The organism is Nocardia sichangensis, assembly GCF_047200615.1.
Taxonomy (GTDB): domain Bacteria; phylum Actinomycetota; class Actinomycetes; order Mycobacteriales; family Mycobacteriaceae; genus Nocardia; species Nocardia sichangensis.
On sequence record NZ_JBJZOK010000008.1, the window covers coordinates 63049 to 79467 of the forward strand.

The following is a 16419-nucleotide window of genomic DNA, read 5'->3' on the forward strand; positions in this document are numbered from 1 at the left end:
GATGTGAGCCTAAGGAGACCGCCTTTGAACGAGCGTGAACGCCAACTGACGCTCAACTACGAATGCCTGCACAGCATGCCCAGCGGCTTGCGCGAGGTCCGCGTTTGGTGGGACCCGGTCCTGGAGAACTGGCTGGTTGGTAAGCGTATCGACTTGTCAGAGGTACACGACTCTGCAGACCTGGTTGAACCCCGGGTCATGGAGATGATCGATCACCCCAATGTCGTAAAAGTGCGTTCTGTCGCCACAGTAGCTGGTTTTCCCGCACCTATGCGAGTGGTGGAGGTGATCATGCCCTATTACGAGCAGGGCAGCGTCACAGACGCCTTCGAGCGTGGCGAACGCTTCACGGCCTCCCAAGCTCTACGTATCATTCGTGCAGCTCTGCAGGGATTGGCGGAGATGCACGAGCGTCACGGCATCCTGCACCGCGATGTGAAGAGCCCGAATCTCTTTCTGACAGGCAACGCCGACACCGTCAAACTCGGAGACCTGGGTCTGGCCGGCAAGATGGACTCGACCGGCAAAGCCCCCTGCGTGAACGCGCCACAGCTATACGCTCCACCCGAACTGATCGTGGGCGACGGCGTGACTCGGGCCTCGGACCTTTTTTCCCTGGGTGTGGTCTTGCTCGAACTTCTCCGCGGAAGGTTCGACTATGCCTCGTACTCGACGACCCATACTGTCGACGCACTACTCAGGGGACGGTCACCTCTGCGCGAGGAAGACTTGGTGTTGCCTGTATGGGTATGCCGCTCACTGCGCAAGATCATCCAGAAGGCCATGAACCACGAGCCTGCCCGTCGCTTTCAGACAGCTCGTGCTATGGGCGACCAGATCGCCAGGATCAAGATTGCCGACTGGCAAGAGACGGACAAGGGTGTCTGGGAAGCGCCCTTCCTCCGCTACAGCCACAAGCGCGTCCGTGTAACTGCTGAGCCCCTACACGGTGGCGGCTTTACCCTCGTTACTCAGAAGCGCAAATCAGCAGCCTGGCGCCGCGTCGACTCCGATGTGACGGTGACTGACCTCAGGCATCAGCAGACACTGGCAGTTTTCGAGAAGGCCAACAGCCTAGCGGTCAGTTGATCGACGGCGTAGTCGACGGCGCTTTCTTGTTCGACTGAGAGCGAATCGAAGGCCGCTGCGCTGCAGAACCGCTCCGATGCTTCGAATCGCGCCGCGGTACCCACCCCCGTCGGCACGAGCGCGCCTGCCTGCGCTAACTCCCAAACCGCCGCGCGAACCCGCTGCGATTCCACCCCCTGCTTGCCGATAAGAGACGAAAGGACACAGCCCCAGCTGCCACTCTGCACTCCGTTCGCACAAACCCACAACTGTTCGACCAGCACCTCAGCAGCCCACGAGTGCCGAGGCAGGGCCTGTTCGGGAAGCCGAGAGATGCACAGCATCAGTAGACCAGCCTGGGGCGAGAGCATGCTCATCATGAACTCCTTCCCGCCAACGTGAACCCGAATCGACATCGCATCCAAGACCCAGACTTCAGAGTGCCTCACCGCAGAGCACCCTGCAAGGCCAACGACGGCACAAATCGAACGTTTATTCGAGCGTGGTGTCGATGGTGCCTGATTCCCAGCTTCGACGCAGCGACGCGTTTGTCAAGTCTCGTTGATCCGTGTAGCTGACTCGCACAGACGGCGAAGCCAGTGTCAACTACTCCACGCGGATGTCCTCACCATGTCAGCCCGACACGCCGCCGATAGACGTGCCCGTACACCTAATCCGGTCGAGCACCGCCACCACGCCGCGGTCGTACTGGGCGCCGCGGTCGTACTGGGCGCCGCGGTCGTACTGGGCGCCGCGGTCGTACTGGGCACGGAAAACCGTGCTGCCGTCGATGACCTCTGCGATCGCCGTCGGTGACCGCGCTGGCCGCCGAACAGCGCACCGTCTGCACGGGCCGTGCACGCCTACAGCGTGGATCGCTCGGTTTCGGTGATTCGCACGCGGGTGCATGAACTCGTATGCCCGCGTAGCAGCGAGGAATCCGATGAGGTCCACCACCGCGTCCCGCACACTATGAAAACGGGTGCTCGTCACCGGTGCGTCAGCGGTATCGACACGGCGTTCGCCCGAGAACTGACTGGTCAGGGTGTCGACCTCGTGCGGGTGGCACGCGACACGACACGGCTCCGTGAACTGGCCGACGAGCTGACTGGTCGCCACGGCATCGCAGTCGAGGTACTGTTCGCTGACCTCGCCGACGCGAAGTCTTCGGCCGCCATACAGCACTCCGTCAGCTCCGGTCCTTTCGTGGACCTGTTGGTGAAGGGGCACAGCAGCGAGGCGATGCCATCGGGTGAACTCGCCCAGTTCGGCACGGGAACTGACTCGACGTACGTGCACGGTGACGTGGGCGGGAGTGGTTCTGGTGGCGGGTTGCACGGGGTAACTCCGATCGAGGATTGAAGTAGAGGTGAACTGAGCAGACGGCGTCCGAATGTGGTGGTAAGTGCCCTATTCGGGCTGCCACCGCAGCTGGCCTGCGTGGACGGTGGTGACTCGGCCGAGTTGGACGTCGGCGAAGTGCAGACCGAAGCCGAGTGTGCCGGGGGTTGCGAGTTGGTCGATGACGGCGCGGCAGGTGGTGACCGACGCGGCGGGGTCGTCATCGATGGCCGCGGTGAGTTCAGGATGGGTGATCTGCAGTGGGGTTTGCATCGCGTCGCCGAACACGATCAACCGGTGCCCGGGTGAGGTGATCACGTAGCCGAGGTGCCCGAGGCTGTGGCCCGGCAAAGCCCGGGCGTGCACGCCGGGGAAGATTTCCTCGCCGTCGCTGACGGTGCGTACTTGCGCGGCGAAGATATCGAGCATCTCGGCACTGGTGCCGGTCGTGGCGGCAAATGCTCTGTGCTGCCATTCGGTGTCGCCGACTAGGACAGGGATGTCGGCGAAGGGGCTGGACGTGGCGGCGGGAGCGGTTTGCCACAGCCACCCGATGTGATCCAGGTGCAGGTGGGTGACGGCGATGAGTTCGATGTCGGCCAGGGTTGTGCCTGCGGCGGCGAGGCTGTCGAGAAGTTGTCCGCCGCGCATCAGTCCATACGGGGTGGGCACGGCCAGCGGCCCGAAGCCGGCGTCGATGAGCATGGCCCGGTTGCCGTGCTCGACCAGCAGCGCGCCGACGCTGGCGACGAGGTAGCCGTCGTCGTTGATCAGATGCTGCTTCGCGGCCCATATCTCGTCATCGGAGTCCGGCAGCCACGCGCGGGGTTCGAGCAGGGCGACGCCGTCGGGGAGGTAGGTGATGCGGTGATCGCCGAGCTGGTGGTGATGGAGTGTGGCGGGGCGGGTGTAGTGGTCGAGGCTGAGGGTCATGATCAAGTCTCCTGGTGTGGGGGTTCGGGGAGGTTGTGGTCGCCGCCGTGGCGTGCCGTGCAGTCGGGCGACCTGAACAGTTGCTGGGGGCCGGGTGGGGTCGCGGCGACGGGGCGGTCGGGTCACGGTCCGAGCCTGGGGGCGGGTATGCAAGGCGGGTGCGGGGTCGCGGCGACGCGGGATTCGACAGCAGGCATGGGGTTCTCGCAGGTGGGATCGACGGCGGGCAACACGGGTAACGCCGCGGATGGCTACGGATCTGGCCCGGCTTCTGGGTATGCCTCGACCCCGGTGGTCTCCGCTGCGTCCGCACCGGTTGTGCTGTCCCAGCTGTCGGTCGTAGCCTCGGGCATTGCGCCGGCGATCGCGGCGTCGATCTGAGCTCCGTGCTCGGATTGCCCCCCAATGGCGGTGTCGAGGGCGTCGCGGGCGCTTTGGATCAGGGCTTTCGGTGTCGGGGGCCGCTCGCTGTCGGTGTCGGTGGTGGTATCGCGGTCGGTGCGGCGGAGGCCTTTCAGCGAGCGCCGGACACCATCGGCAATGGCCGTGCTGGTGTAGCTGCGCCAGTGGGTGTCGAGGTCATCGGCGCTGTAGTGCAGGTAGCCCTCGACCCGCCGGGCGAGGTCGCTGGTGGTTGTGTCGAATGCTCGGGCGCGGGCTTTTGCGCCCAGGCCGATCGAGGCGGCGGTGCGGTCGGCGCGGGTCCAGAGCGCTTCCATGTTGCGCCGCAGCTGTTGGGCGGCGGCCGGGTCCGGCTCGGCGTCGGCGGTGGCGATGCCGAGGAGATGTTCGCGGGCGACGGTGATGGCGGCCATGTCGGTGAGCTGGCGCATGTCCTCGGCGACGCGGGGGGTGTTTCGCCGTCCGGGCGCCGGGCGTGGTGTCGGGAGCAGGTGGTCGTCGCTCCATGCGCGACCGAATTCGGCGAGCCGCCGCACGACGCCGATCCAGTCGGCGGGCACACCCTGGTCGCGGGCTTGGATCTCCGCCAGACTGCGTTGCCGGTCGATCGCGGCGATCTGCTCGAATACCGCCGTTGTCGCGGTGGCTTCGGTATCGGTGGTGTGGAGGGTGGCGCGCAGGAGGGTGGCGTCGGCGGCGAGCTGGTGTATGCGGCGCAGCAGGGTCGCGTGTTCGGGTGGGATGTCCCCGCTGCGGGTGGCTGATCGTGGGCGGGTCATTGTCCGTATCCCTCGCCGGGTGAGGAGAACTGCGGCACGCCGATGTCGTGGTCGGTCGTGGGTTCGTTCACCCATGCCTGGGTGCTGGCTGCGTGGCTGAACACCGCTGTGGCGCGATCGGTTTCGGTGTCGTGGGTGGCTGTGCCGGTGGGAATCGCGGCGTCGACCGCGGCGTCGATGTCGGCGCCGGTAGGGCTGGCGGACCGGAACAGCGGCGGTGGGAGCGTCAGCCCTTTTGTGATCGCGGTGACCAGCTCCTCGTGGGTGCACAACGCCGCTGCGGTGTCGATCGGGATTCCGGCGTTGTTCAGTGCGGTGGCTTGCAACGCGTAGGAACGGGTGTCGGCCCGGGCGATCTGCTGCCAGCGCTGCATTACCTGTTCGGCGGGGACGCCGTCGATGGACGCGATCGCGGCGTGAGCCCACTCCCCAGCGTTGCCCCATAGATCGTTGCCTTCCTCCCTGGTGAGGCCGAGCAGGTTGGCCACCCCTGCGGCCCGGTAGCGCAGGGCACGCAGGTTTCCCTCGCCCTCGGCAACGGTGCTGGTGTCGCTGGACTGGGGCGATCTGTTCGGAGGCGGCGTGCAGGGCGGTCCACTCGCCCAGGCGTTGCACGTCGGCGTAGAGGTCACCGAGGACGCGGTCCCAGTCGGTGGGTTCCGGATCGCGCAGGTAGAGGTCGGCGCGCCAGTGGGTGCCGCGTTCGCCGCGTTCACGCACGTGCTCGATCCAGACCCGCGGCACGCCACCGGCGTAGGCGGCGTTGATCAGTGCCTCCCGCAGGAGCGCGCGGCCTTGGCAGTCCTCATACCAGGACTGCGGCGGTGTTCGTCCGCTCTTGTGCTGACGTTCGGTTGCGATGGCCACCATCCGGTTGAGGAACACCGTCTGGTTCTGCACCGATTTCAGCACCGCCGCCTGGGGCCGCGTCGGCTCCCTCACGACCCCACCCCCGAGGTGAAGCCGTCACCGAAGGCACGGAAATCCGGACCGAACCCGAGCCGCTCGATCGCGATCCCCGCGCCGGGCGCGCCGAACCATGCGGCAGGAACGGGTTCGACCGGAAGGCCGGGAGTGTCGATGTGCTGGTCGGGGGTGCAGCGGTGCAGGGGTCCGTTGGCGGCGTCGAGGATGTAGCGCAGGTGCGGGTCGATGTGGCGGGTGAACAGCGTGCTCATCGCGGATTTGTCCTGCGCTACGCGGGCTGCTTCGAACCCCCGGTGCAGCCCGGCGAACCGGACTGCGACCGCGCGATGCTCCCACCATCGGCGACACCAGGTGTATTGGCCTTCGCGGTTGTTGGCGGCGATCCGCACCGAGGTCACCGGCAGCAGCCATTGCTGCACGAACTCACTCCAGTGCTCGAACAGAGGTGGCGGCCCTTTCGGCTGTTCACCGTCTGCGTTAGTGGTGGGCTGGGAGGGTGTGAAATAGCGGGTGGGGACTGGCTCGAATGGCAGGCTGGGTGTGGCGATGTGGGTGGTGCGGGTGCAGCGGTGCAGGGGTCCGTTGGCGGCGTCGAGGATTACTTTGAAGTGGGCGTCGACGTGGGAGAGCACGAAGGCGCTGAAGCCGTTGCCGGTACGAGCGCGCTTTTGGGCTTCGAACGCGGCATGCAGGTGCGCGATACGCACCGCCACGGCGCGGTGTGCCCACCACCGTGGGCACCAGGTGTAGGTGTTCTCCCGGTTGGCTTCGGCCAACCGGACGCTGACAAACGGCCACAACCACTTCTCGGCGAACTCGGTGAAATGCCGATACGACGGCGGCACCGGCTTGTTCGGCACGTTCTTCCCCGCCACGGAGTTCCCCGTCGCCGGGGTTCGCGCGCTCACGAGCGCTCACCGCCATCGGCCGGATCCTCCTCGGGACCAATGACTGGCGCCGTGCTCTGATCCGCCGCTTTCCGGAACCGCTCGAGCGATTTCCGGATCAGGGGCGCGTATTCGGTGTCCGACCACCAGATCTTTCGCACCACGACCGGTCCATGGTTCGGAAGCCGCACCAGGGCGCGGTCTTTCGGCAGCGCTGCCAGCAACGCGGTGTCGAGGATGGGTTCGGCACGCCAGGACACCGTGCGGTTGGTGCCTTGGGCGCCGCGGCTGCGGGAACGATCGGCGACGTCGTGCGGGCCGGTCATCGCCGACCAGTGCTCCAGATAGTCGGTCGCGGCGATCCCGCCGCCGTAGACCTCGATCGACTGGGCGCGCATCGTCTTCAACCCGTTCGCGCCCCAGAGATCTTCGCCTTGCTCGAGGACCTGAAGGATGGTCATCAACACGATCCCGCAACCGCCGGCGTAGGTGTAGTAGGCGGGCAGTTCGGCGATGCGCGCGCAGTTGGCGGCCTCGTCCAGCACCGCCAGCAACGGCACCGCCAACCGCCCATCCGGGCGCGCCCGTGCCGCATCCAGCGCGGCCTCCAGGATCTGCCCGACCAGTGCGGAGGTCAGGGGTGTGGCGCCGTCGGGGCCGGCCATCGACAGCGCATACAACGTGTCGCTGCTGGTGACGAACTGCGCGGGTTTGAACTGCGGCAGGTCATGGGTCGGGTCTTGTTCGGTCCGGTCGATGATGACTTCGGTCTTGCGGGTCTTCTGGTCGACCGCCTCGCGGACCGCTATCCGCACCCGCCGTTGGGGTGTGATCATGCGGGCGTAGCCCTCATCGGTGAGGACGTTCAGGAATCGCCTGGCCATGTCGAACAAGCCGTCGCGTTGGCGGCTGTAGAGCGCTTGGGATTCGAGGATGCGCTCGGCGGAGCGGTGGTGTTGGTAGTGGCGCAGGATCAGCGCCGGGGTTTGGTCCTGATCACGCCCGAGCCATTCGGCCACGTGTAGCAGATCCCCGCCCGCGCAGGCCGCGGCGTACAGATACAAGCTGAGCAGTTCTTGGGCGCCGCCGTCGAAGTAGGAGTCGACCTTGGCGTTGGCGGCTTGCGCCGCCGACCCGGCGGCGGCGGAGACGAAGAACCCGGCCAGTTTCCGCGCCTTCGGCAAGCTGGTGACCTGAGCCAGCAAGTCGACCCAGAACCCGCACTCCACCTTCCCGGTCACCGCTTGCAGGTCGCACAACCAGATCTGGCCGCGCTGTTCACGCCCATACACGGTGTGCCGGTAGAGGTCCGGTTTGTTGCTGGTCGCCAAGCACGGACCCCACGCCGAGAGCACAGCCGGGATCGCCCACGCCATCGTTTTGCCGGTGCGGGTGCCCGCGGCGATCGTCACCCCCAACTCGGCGGGCACGAATAGTTCCACCCCGCCGATGACGGTCTTGCCCAGCGGTGGTCCTTTGAGGGCTTTGATTTCCTGGGGCGCATCACGCAGCAGCCGCTTGTTGGCGCGCAGGATGTCCCGCGCCCGCGCCATCCGAATGTCGCGGGGTTGTTGCATGGTGCGGGCGGCGGCGTCGATCTCACTGCCCGATGCGAATGTCCGCCAACCGAACACAGCCAGTCCGCTGCCGGCCAGCAGGTAGACGGCAGCGATGAGGGTGGCTTGCCATGGCCACGTGTGCTGGCCGGTGGCGACTTCCAGCAGGGCACCGACGGGGTGGCGGGTGACGGCGAGTCCGGCCCAGTGGCTGCCCAGGCTCAGCGCTGACCACGCTGCCAGCGCCATCAGCACCACTACGAGAAGCAGCAGCAACAGGGTGGTTTCCTCGCCGAGTCTGCGTTTGGTGCGGCGGCGGGTTTCTCGGGTCGAGAACATGATTCAGTCCTTCCGAGGGATGCGGATGTTTGGGGAGCGGGGGGTGTTCAGGCCGTCAGGTCGGCGTTCACAGCGGTCTCGTGCGAGGTCACGGCCGGGTGGCCCTCCAGGTCGTCGGTGGGGCTCCACTCGCCGAACTGGCTGCCGGACAGCGCGGCGTCGATGGCCGCGCCGATCTCCGCGCCACCGCTGTGTTCCAGGCCCGTCAATGGGTCCGGCAGCGCGAGTTGTTCGGGTCTCGCCGGGTCTCGATGGGAGTAGATACCTGCCAGTCCGGCGTGGTAGGCGGCCTCGATGTCGGCCGGTGAGGCTGCGGCGTCCGCGGCGGCGACGCGGGCCGTGCGGGCGGCATCCAGCAGGGATTCCAGCCGCTCGAGATGCTGTTGATACCGCCCAGCTGCGCTCGGCCACGCATCCGAAAGGTGACTGTGTTCAGCGGTCGCGTCCTGCAACCGCCGCAACGCCACGCGTTGGCGGCTGAGGCGTTCGTCTCGGCCGGTGTCGCCGTCACCTTCTGTTTCCTCGGCTTCCAGCAGCCGGTCGGTTTCGGCGATGATCGCGTCGACCTCCGCGAGGCTGGCCAGTTCCGGGCCGCTCCCGCCGAGCGCACGCTCGAGCACACTGGTGCGCTCCACGGTGTGCTCGGGTGAATGGGCAGGTGGCTGCCAGCGGGCGCCATCTTGTTCGGAGCCGGCGGTGGCGGTTTCGATGTGACCGGTGATTTCCGCGGCTTGGCGCAGGTTGCGCCATACCACCGGCTCGACGTCGAGGTCTCCCTCGAGCTTGGCGCGGGTGATCCGGTTGTAGGCGGCGCGGGTGAATTCCGGGCGCGCTTCCCACCCCGCGACCGCGGCTTGCAGTTGCCCCCACAGCCTGCGGTGCTCAGGTGCTTCGTGGCGGCCCCACTGCGCGGCCAGCTCGTCGGCCCAGGCGGTGAATTGTTGCTGTTGTTCCGGGGTTTCGCCGTGTGGTGCAATCAACCGCAGCTGGAAGTAGTGGGTGAAATCCGCCCGGATTCGAGCCTCGGTGTCGTTGGCGGCGTCGCGGTAGTAGCCGGGATCGGTGGTGCCGTATCGCGGATCGGGCCAGCTCATCGCTGCACCCGCCGATCATCGTGATGGATCGGTCGATGCTGCTGCGCAACAGCGGGATTGAGTGTGGTGTCGGACATCGTCGACCTCCGGTGAAGGAAGGGCGTGTACCGCGTTCCGTCATATGACGGCATTTGCGCGGTAGTGGATGTCCCCTGGCGGTTCGGGTTCGAACGTTCCGGTCAGTACCCGGTGACCAGCACGTCGACGAGAAAGCGTGGGCAATGAAGTCGTCAGTTCAGTTGATCGGTCGTCGGCGGGTGTGTTCCCTTCTCTGTGACGGCTCGAGCAGGCTCGGCTAGTACAGGTCGATACCCAAGTCGGTCGGCCCGCGGGAGTCCCCGACGGGATGGGAGGGGTCGGGCTCGGCATCCCACGCGTGTTCGCCAGCGGCAACGGCGGCGTCGACGGCCGCGCTGATAGCGGCTGCGGCGCCGGGGTCCGCGTCGGTGGGCTCGCTGTGGAGGGCGGCGTCGACGAACTGCGCGCGCAGTGATACCGCGGCGGTGTCGATCATCTGCTGCGGTGTCGGTGGCGTGACCTCGGTACCAGCGGTGGGGGTGCCGGTATCGGGGTCGGTGGGGACGTAGGGCGGGATCGCCAGGTCGGGGCTCGGGGCAGCGTAGGCGTTCCATTCGGCCACCAAATCCAGCTCGTTGTAGGTTTCCAGATGCACCGCGTGCCCGCGGCGCGAGCCTTCCGCGGCCGGACCCCAAAACGTGTCGGCTTCGGTGGCGGTGAACTGCGCGGCGTGCGCCAGCGCGGTGACTCGTTGGTGATACAGCTGCATGTTGCGGGCGAACTGCGCTGCGGCGGCCGGGTTGGTGCCGTAACTCCACCGTCCGGTGGAGATCCGGTCCGCGCGGGCGGCGGTGAGCGCGGCCATCCGCTCGAGATGCCAAAGATCGAGGCTGAGCATGTCGATGTAGAAGTCCTGGGCGGCGTTGTCGCGCACCGGGTTGTGCCGCACCCCGGCCTCCACCCGGGGTCGGGTGCTGGCGGTGCCGAGTTCGCGGGCATCGGCGATCCACGCCGGCTCGATTCCCGCGGTCAGCGCGGTTTGCTCGGCCTGCTCGCGTTGGGCCTCCAGCCCGTCCAGATGCGCTTGCCACGCGGCCTGCTGGTCGCCGTCGCTGGTGAGCGCTTCGAACTTCTCCCACCCGGCATCCGTGATGCGGGTGTGTTCGGCCGACAGCAGCCGGATCCGCATCAACAGCTGCGCCTGCCACTGCGCCACCGTCTGCGCGGGTGAGGATTCCGATTCTGGCGTGGTCATCGTCGTGCCCGCCTCACCAATCACGCTCGATCGACGACCCGGATTCCGGTGGCCGGATGTCGGGTTCGGTGGCGGGTTCGCTGTCCCATACCGCTGTCAGGTCGGCAGGCAGCGCCGCGTTCACCGCCGCACCGATTCCGGCCTCGGCGGCCACCTGCCCGGGTGTGACGGTCGACAGTGCTCTGGTAGCGCGGTCGATCAGCAGGTGCGGGGCGGGTGGCGCGGAAACCGGTTCGGGGGTTGTCACCTCGTTGATGGCGAGGGTGTCGAGTGCTCGGCGGGCGTCGTGTTCGATGCCGCGCCAGGCGTAGGCGCGCCACCGTTCCGACAGGGCGTTGTCGTCGTAGCCGCGCACGGTCACCGACACCAGCTTCAGCCAGCCCGCGCCGTCACGCTCCCACAACGCGGATCGCTCGTCGGCGCTCAACCCGATGACATGGGCGGTTTCGGCCGCCCGGATCCACAAGGCGTCCATGTTCCGGTCGAACTGTTCACGCGCGGCTGGGTCGTCGGCTACGGTGTCGTCCAGGCCGCGCAGGCGGTGCTCGACCTTGACCGCGGCCATGTGCTCGAGCTGCCAGATGTCCGCGGCGATGCCTTCGACCATGTGCGCGCGCACCGGGTCTTCCCCGTGGCGCATCGTGGGTGGGGAGTGCACACTGTCGCCCCACCGCTGCCCGCGCTGTCCGGCGGCGCGGGCTGCGGTGATCGCCGTCTCCGGCAGGCCGACGGCGGCGGCGTGGATCTCGATCTCGCTGCGGTCAGCGTCCAAGGCGCGCAGGTGGGTGCGCCAGGTCTGCACTTGGATCTCGCCGCTGCCGTAGTGCGGCTGGTAGATCGGATACCCCTGGTACAGGACCCGGGTATGGTCGGCGGCGGTGTTCTGGATGCGTTCGAGCAGCCGCAGCTTCCAGCTCGACAGCCCTTCCAGATCAGGTATTGGACGACTCACGGGCATGTGCCTTTCTTCTGTGATGCTTGGCCTGGCGGTCTGGTGGTGCGTTCCGGACGTGTCACGGCTCGGGTCCGGGAGTGAGTTCGGGCGGCGAGCCGGCCACCTCGAGCGCGTCGTCGACCGGGATGGGGCCTGTGCTGCGGGTGTCGGACAGACCGGCGGCGTCGATGGCGGCGGTGATATCGGCGGCGGACCCGGGGTCGAGGCCCGGGTCGACGACGATCAGCGCGGCGGTGGTGCGGTCTGTGGCGGTCAGCGCGGCGGCAGCGTGTTCGACCATGCGGTCGGGTGAGATCGGCATCTGGGTGGCGATGTCATCGGGAGTGATCCCCGCGGCTTGCAACACCAGCATCGGCATCGCCACGGCCGTGAAGTCCGCGCCCGCCACTTGCTTCCACCGCTGCGCAAGCTGCTGGTCGGCCTGCCCGCGCAACTGCTGGGCTACCGTAGTGGACCAATGCCCGTATCCGCGCTGCCACACCTGGTGGCGTTCGTCCTCGCTCAATCCCAGCGCATGCGAGACCGCGCCGAGGCGCTGCCAGGTCATGCCCATCACTCGCCGAAACCGCGCTATCGCGTCCTCGTCGAGCGCGGCTCGGCGTGGGTAGGCGGCGCCGATCCCGGCCATGTCCTGCAACCCCTGGATCTCCCGCCGCAACGCGGTGACCAGGGCGCTGCGCCCGACCTGCCCGGAACCGAGGAGGGCTTGTCCGGGCTGCCAGCGGGTACCGCGTTCCCCGGCGGCGCGCGCGTAATCGATCCACGCCTTCGGTACACCGACCGCCAGCGCGACCGCTTCGCACTGGTGGCGGGAGCGCTGCCCGATCCGTACTTGCGCCACCACCTCCGGCGGCGGACTCGTGTGACCGGCCTGGTGGGCGCGTTCGAGCAGTTGTTGGCTGTCGTAGGCGAGGTTCTGCACCGCTTTGAGCAGGTGCGCCTGCAACGGAGTCGGGGCGTCCATCTCATCGGCCTCCGCCCCACCGCTGTCGCTGCATGCAGCTTCGGGTGGTCATAGCTCGTGACCAAGATCAGGTGTGCGGGGCATCGCAGCATCGGGGAGTTCGGTATCTATCCCGAAATCCATCACCGGTGTCGCGCCGTTGTCGGTGAGTCCAGCGGCATCGACCGCGTCGCCGATCACCGATCCCTCATCGGATGCGAGGTCCGGTTCGCCGACTAGATCAGCGAATTCGTGGGTCAGGTGCGTGGCGACCGATAGTTCTTCGGTCAGCCCGATGACGTCCTCGATCGCCACCGACGAGGGTCGGCGTGCAGTGCTCAGCGGGAAGTCGATGTCCTCGACAGTGGTGGCGTCGATGATGGAAGGGCCAGCCTCGATCGCCAACGGCAACGACTCAGGTGCGGCGGCGCCGAATGTGGGATCGATGTCGTCGACCAGGGCGGCGTCGATGACGCTGGAAGGATCGCTGCCGGTGTCTTCGGTGAACCGCTCAGCGAAGGCGTCGGCCTCGTCGGCGTGCTGCTCCGACAGCCCTTCGGCGCCTTTCGCCGCAGCGAAAGCGGCGGCCGAGGACATCGCTTCCCCGGTGTCGCCGTGCGCGCTCAAGATGTCGCTGAAACCTGCTGCGCGGCGGCGGATATCGATCAGCAGGTTCTTGTATTCGACATCTAGGTCGTGCAGCTCGTCCGCGCGGGTCTCCCGGTCCTCATAGGCGGTGAGCTTCGCCCGATGGAGCTCGCGGCTTTGCCTGCGTTCGAGTGAGCCCACCTCTTCCCGGCGCGCCAAGTCGGTGTCGGCGCGTTCGATCTGCCGTTGCTTCTGTCGCTGCTCGAGGGTGTGCTGTTCGTCGCCACGCTGGATACGGGCACGGACTTCATCCACTTTGGCGCTGTTGAGGTCTCGCGCCTGCCCGGCGGCTTCTACCGCGTGGGTCACCCGCACCCAGTGCTCGACCGACGAGCGGTGCTCTTTCGCGTCGGCGTGGCGTATCCGCTGGTCGGATTCCGCGTTCGAGCGGGCGTGCCCGCTCTGGCCGCGCATCAGCGCGGCGGTGGTGTGCGCTGTTTGCAAGGCTTGGACGAACCCTTGGCGCAGCGCCTGGCTGGATTCCTCGACCGGATCACCGCTCACGACGCGACCTCCAATCCCGACAGCAACCAGCCCGACCGATCCGTGGTGCGGGTGGTGCGGGCGTAGACGGTCCAGCGGATCGGTGGCTGGCCGGTGGGTTGCAGTTCGATCGCCAGCACACGGTGTGCGGTTGTGGCGGTGTCGGCAGGGTGATCGTCACCGGTCACCCGTGCCGTGGTGGTGATCGTGGTGGCGGTGGCGCGCCACTGCTGCCACTGCTCGGCGTTGACCGGCGACCACACCAATGCCGCGGGCTCGGCGCGTTCGGCGAACCCGGAATCCAGCAACGGGCGCGCCGCCCGCAACGTTGCCCGCTGATCTGCCTGCTCGCTCGGGCGATAACCGAACACCGCCGCGACTGCCGCGGTGAGGACCTGTTCGGGCGAACACGGATCCACGCGGGTGAACGGTGTCGCGAAACGGTCCGCCTGGCAACGCTGTTCACTACTGGCAGCCTGTGGCGTCGCACCGCACCCCGCGCCCGTCACCGCGACGACGCCGATGAACAATGCCGGCGTGAGCGTTCGGGCTCTCACGGCTCACGCCCCGGATCGCGTGGGGACGGCGCAGCGGCAGTGTCGGGTTCGTTGGCCGGTTCGGCGCTCCAACTCAGCTCGAGCTCATCCGGCAGGGCAGCGATGACCGCCGCGTCGTCGGGTGCCGTACTGGCCGTGTACTCGGTGCCGTCGCCGGTGGTGCCGCTGTGCTGCAGGTGATGGATCGCGTGCTGGATCAACTGCTGGGGCCGTGGCGGCAACGCCTCGGCGTCCCGGACCCGATCCCGGTCGCGGTGAACGGTGTCGTGGATGTTGTCGACGACGTAGCGCGCTTCCCGTTCGATGCCCGGCCAGGCGTGGGTGCGCCATCGCTCCTCGAGGGTGTCGGTGTCGTAGGAGTGGACCGTGGCGGTAAGCAACACGCCCCAGCCGTGCGCGCTCCTGGCCCACAACTGCCCGCGTTCGTGGTCGATGAGGTTGACCGTCAAGGCCAGCTCGCACGCGCGTTGCCATACCGCGGTCATGTTGTTCTGGAATTGGCTGGCCACGACCGGGTCGGGCTCGGAATGAATGCCCTGGGCGGCCAGCCGAGCGCGGCGCGCGGCCGTCAACACGGCCATGTGCTCCAGGTGCCACACATCATCTGCGAGCGTGTTGAGGACCCAGCCCCGGCTGGCTTCTGATCCGCGCGGCGGATGTGGGGGCGCCGGGTCGCGGTCGGCCCAGCGCACACCTTGGCGTCCCAGCAGCCAGGCAGCCTCGATCCACGGGGGCGGAACCTCCACCGCGCGGGCGTGGATTTCGGCTTCACTGCGTATCGCGTCCAAGGTCCGCAACCGGCTACGCCAGCTCTGGATCTGAAACTCACCTACACCGCTAGCGGTGTAGGTCGGGTAGCCACGACGCAGCAGATGCGCGCGCTCCACCGACAGCTCCTGGATGTCCTCCAGCAGCCGCACCTTCCACGGCGGCAACACCTCCCACGGCATCCCCGCCCCGGTCACCGCCGAACCTCCGTGCCGCGGGCAGCCGTGTGCGGGTGAAGGACGTGTCGGTTCATGAACGCCTCCTGGTCAGCGTGCATAACGCCGATTGCCGGGCACCGCTTCTGCGGCGTGCCATGATCGGGGGAAAGGGGTTGATCACACATTTCGATCTCCTGGGAGTGGGTTGCTGTAGCGGCGCACGTCCACGCGTTCGCCGTCCCATGCGCTCAGTGGGGTGAGGGTGACGGTCTGCCCGGATTGCGGCGCGTGTAGCAGCAGGTCGCGGCCCTGTGCATCGCGGCCGTAGTAGATGCCGACGTGATGGGAATCCGCATCGCCCGGGGCGGTGAAGAAGACCAAGTCTCCCGGTGCTCGCTGAGCGAAGGGAACCGGTTCCGCGGTGGGGTGGTCTTGCTGGGCTTGGGTGTAATGCGGCAGCCGAATCCGACCCCCGGAGGCGTGGTAAACGGCGTAGAGGGTCAGGCCGGAACAGTCGAACCCACCGCCAGTCGGACCGTTCACATCCCCGCCGCCCCACACGTAGGGTGTGCCGATCCAACGCGCGCCGTGCTCGATCACCGCCCGCCCGAACGCACTCGTCTCCACCGGCAGCGGCTTGCCGGAGCCGGTGGTTCCGCACCCGGCAGCGGGCGGCCCGCCCGGCATGCGGGCCATCGATCCTGGGTCGAGGTCGGCGAACGTCGCATACAGTCGCCGCGCCAACTCCAACTGCCCGCTGTAGGCGTTGGGTGCGGACCGTTCGATCGCCTGAGCCAGTTCGGCCGGTGACATCCGCTCCGCTGCGGCGCCCAGCTGTGTGGCGTGGTCGTAGAACCAGTTGATCTGATAGATGGGGTCCATCAGTTTCGCGATGCCGACCGACCCCCAGACGCTGGCGCGCATCTGGTGCGGGCCGACCGAATCGTGATCGAACCCGAGCCCGTCGTTTGTGTAGTTCAACGACTCCGGCACCGCCGGATTCGCCAAGTTCCGGAACGTCGATTCGGTTGCCTGGGCGGCGAGTTCGGCGACGATCACGTTCTGCGGCATGCCACGCTGCTTGCCAATCGCCACCCCGTTGCGCGCCAGCTGCAACTGCGATTCCGACAACCCCGCCACCGTCTGGCCGGTCGGGCCACTCATCCCGCCCGCCGCCCCCGCCGACAACGGTGCCGCACACGACGAGGTCTGCTCGACGCCGAGGATCACCAAGATCAACAGAAGCAGCGCTATCGGGAGCCCGAGTGCGGTCGCGGTCACGGTTTTCGATGCGGTGTCCATCGGTGC

Annotated in this window: 16 protein-coding genes; 2 read left to right on the top strand and 14 right to left on the bottom strand. The window is 67.4% G+C overall.

Going from position 1 to position 16419, the window contains the following annotated elements:
* Window positions 1-24 precede the first annotated feature (24 nt).
* Window positions 25-1089: a serine/threonine-protein kinase gene (locus ACL03I_RS13450; RefSeq protein WP_412806094.1), complete on the top strand. Its 1065-nt coding sequence runs from the start codon at window positions 25-27 to the stop codon at window positions 1087-1089.
* Here ACL03I_RS13450 and ACL03I_RS13455 read toward each other — a convergent pair.
* Window positions 1038-1445: a hypothetical protein gene (locus ACL03I_RS13455; protein WP_412806095.1), complete on the bottom strand. Its 408-nt coding sequence runs from the start codon at window positions 1443-1445 to the stop codon at window positions 1038-1040. The genes ACL03I_RS13450 and ACL03I_RS13455 overlap by 52 nt on opposite strands.
* 679 nt (window positions 1446-2124) lie before the next feature.
* Here ACL03I_RS13455 and ACL03I_RS13460 point away from each other — a divergent pair.
* A complete protein-coding gene (locus ACL03I_RS13460) occupies window positions 2125-2430 on the top strand; it encodes an SDR family oxidoreductase (protein WP_412806096.1) in 306 nt (101 codons plus the stop codon).
* A gap of 48 nt (window positions 2431-2478) precedes the next feature.
* Here the strand turns inward: ACL03I_RS13460 and ACL03I_RS13465 are convergent, their stop codons facing one another.
* The 13 genes from ACL03I_RS13465 to ACL03I_RS13525 form a co-directional block, all read right to left on the bottom strand.
* Window positions 2479-3342 carry an MBL fold metallo-hydrolase gene (locus ACL03I_RS13465; RefSeq protein ID WP_412806097.1) on the bottom strand — a complete coding sequence of 288 codons (864 nt, stop codon included), beginning with the start codon at window positions 3340-3342 and terminating at the stop codon, window positions 2479-2481.
* Window positions 3343-3593: 251 nt separating this feature from the next.
* Window positions 3594-4523 (bottom strand): hypothetical protein, encoded by a 930-nt coding sequence (locus tag ACL03I_RS13470; RefSeq protein WP_412806098.1) that lies wholly within the window; start codon window positions 4521-4523, stop codon window positions 3594-3596.
* Window positions 4520-5155, bottom strand: a complete 636-nt coding sequence (locus ACL03I_RS13475; RefSeq protein WP_412806099.1) for a hypothetical protein — start codon at window positions 5153-5155, stop codon at window positions 4520-4522. The genes ACL03I_RS13470 and ACL03I_RS13475 overlap by 4 nt, the downstream gene beginning before the upstream one ends.
* A gap of 306 nt (window positions 5156-5461) precedes the next feature.
* Window positions 5462-6358 (bottom strand): DUF4913 domain-containing protein, encoded by an 897-nt coding sequence (locus tag ACL03I_RS13480; protein WP_412806100.1) that lies wholly within the window; start codon window positions 6356-6358, stop codon window positions 5462-5464.
* Complete coding sequence (locus ACL03I_RS13485; RefSeq protein WP_412806101.1) at window positions 6355-8232, bottom strand: type IV secretory system conjugative DNA transfer family protein; 1878 nt, start codon at window positions 8230-8232, stop codon at window positions 6355-6357. Before ACL03I_RS13485 ends, ACL03I_RS13480 begins: the two co-directional genes overlap by 4 nt.
* A gap of 47 nt (window positions 8233-8279) precedes the next feature.
* Window positions 8280-9326: a hypothetical protein gene (locus tag ACL03I_RS13490; protein WP_412806102.1), complete on the bottom strand. Its 1047-nt coding sequence runs from the start codon at window positions 9324-9326 to the stop codon at window positions 8280-8282.
* A 295-nt stretch (window positions 9327-9621) separates the two neighbouring features.
* Window positions 9622-10599, bottom strand: a complete 978-nt coding sequence (locus ACL03I_RS13495) for a hypothetical protein (protein WP_412806103.1) — start codon at window positions 10597-10599, stop codon at window positions 9622-9624.
* 13 nt (window positions 10600-10612) lie between these two features.
* Window positions 10613-11551, bottom strand: coding sequence for a hypothetical protein (locus tag ACL03I_RS13500; RefSeq protein WP_412806104.1), 939 nt, complete (start codon window positions 11549-11551; stop codon window positions 10613-10615).
* 61 nt (window positions 11552-11612) lie between these two features.
* Window positions 11613-12518, bottom strand: a complete 906-nt coding sequence (locus ACL03I_RS13505) for a hypothetical protein (RefSeq protein ID WP_412806105.1) — start codon at window positions 12516-12518, stop codon at window positions 11613-11615.
* Between the two features lie 48 nt (window positions 12519-12566).
* Window positions 12567-13649 (bottom strand): hypothetical protein, encoded by a 1083-nt coding sequence (locus ACL03I_RS13510; RefSeq protein WP_412806106.1) that lies wholly within the window; start codon window positions 13647-13649, stop codon window positions 12567-12569.
* Window positions 13646-14185 (bottom strand): hypothetical protein, encoded by a 540-nt coding sequence (locus ACL03I_RS13515; RefSeq protein ID WP_412806107.1) that lies wholly within the window; start codon window positions 14183-14185, stop codon window positions 13646-13648. The genes ACL03I_RS13510 and ACL03I_RS13515 overlap by 4 nt, the downstream gene beginning before the upstream one ends.
* Window positions 14182-15150: a hypothetical protein gene (locus tag ACL03I_RS13520; RefSeq protein ID WP_412806108.1), complete on the bottom strand. Its 969-nt coding sequence runs from the start codon at window positions 15148-15150 to the stop codon at window positions 14182-14184. Before ACL03I_RS13520 ends, ACL03I_RS13515 begins: the two co-directional genes overlap by 4 nt.
* A gap of 138 nt (window positions 15151-15288) precedes the next feature.
* Window positions 15289-16413, bottom strand: coding sequence for a C40 family peptidase (locus tag ACL03I_RS13525; RefSeq protein WP_412806109.1), 1125 nt, complete (start codon window positions 16411-16413; stop codon window positions 15289-15291).
* Window positions 16414-16419: the final 6 nt, after the last annotated feature.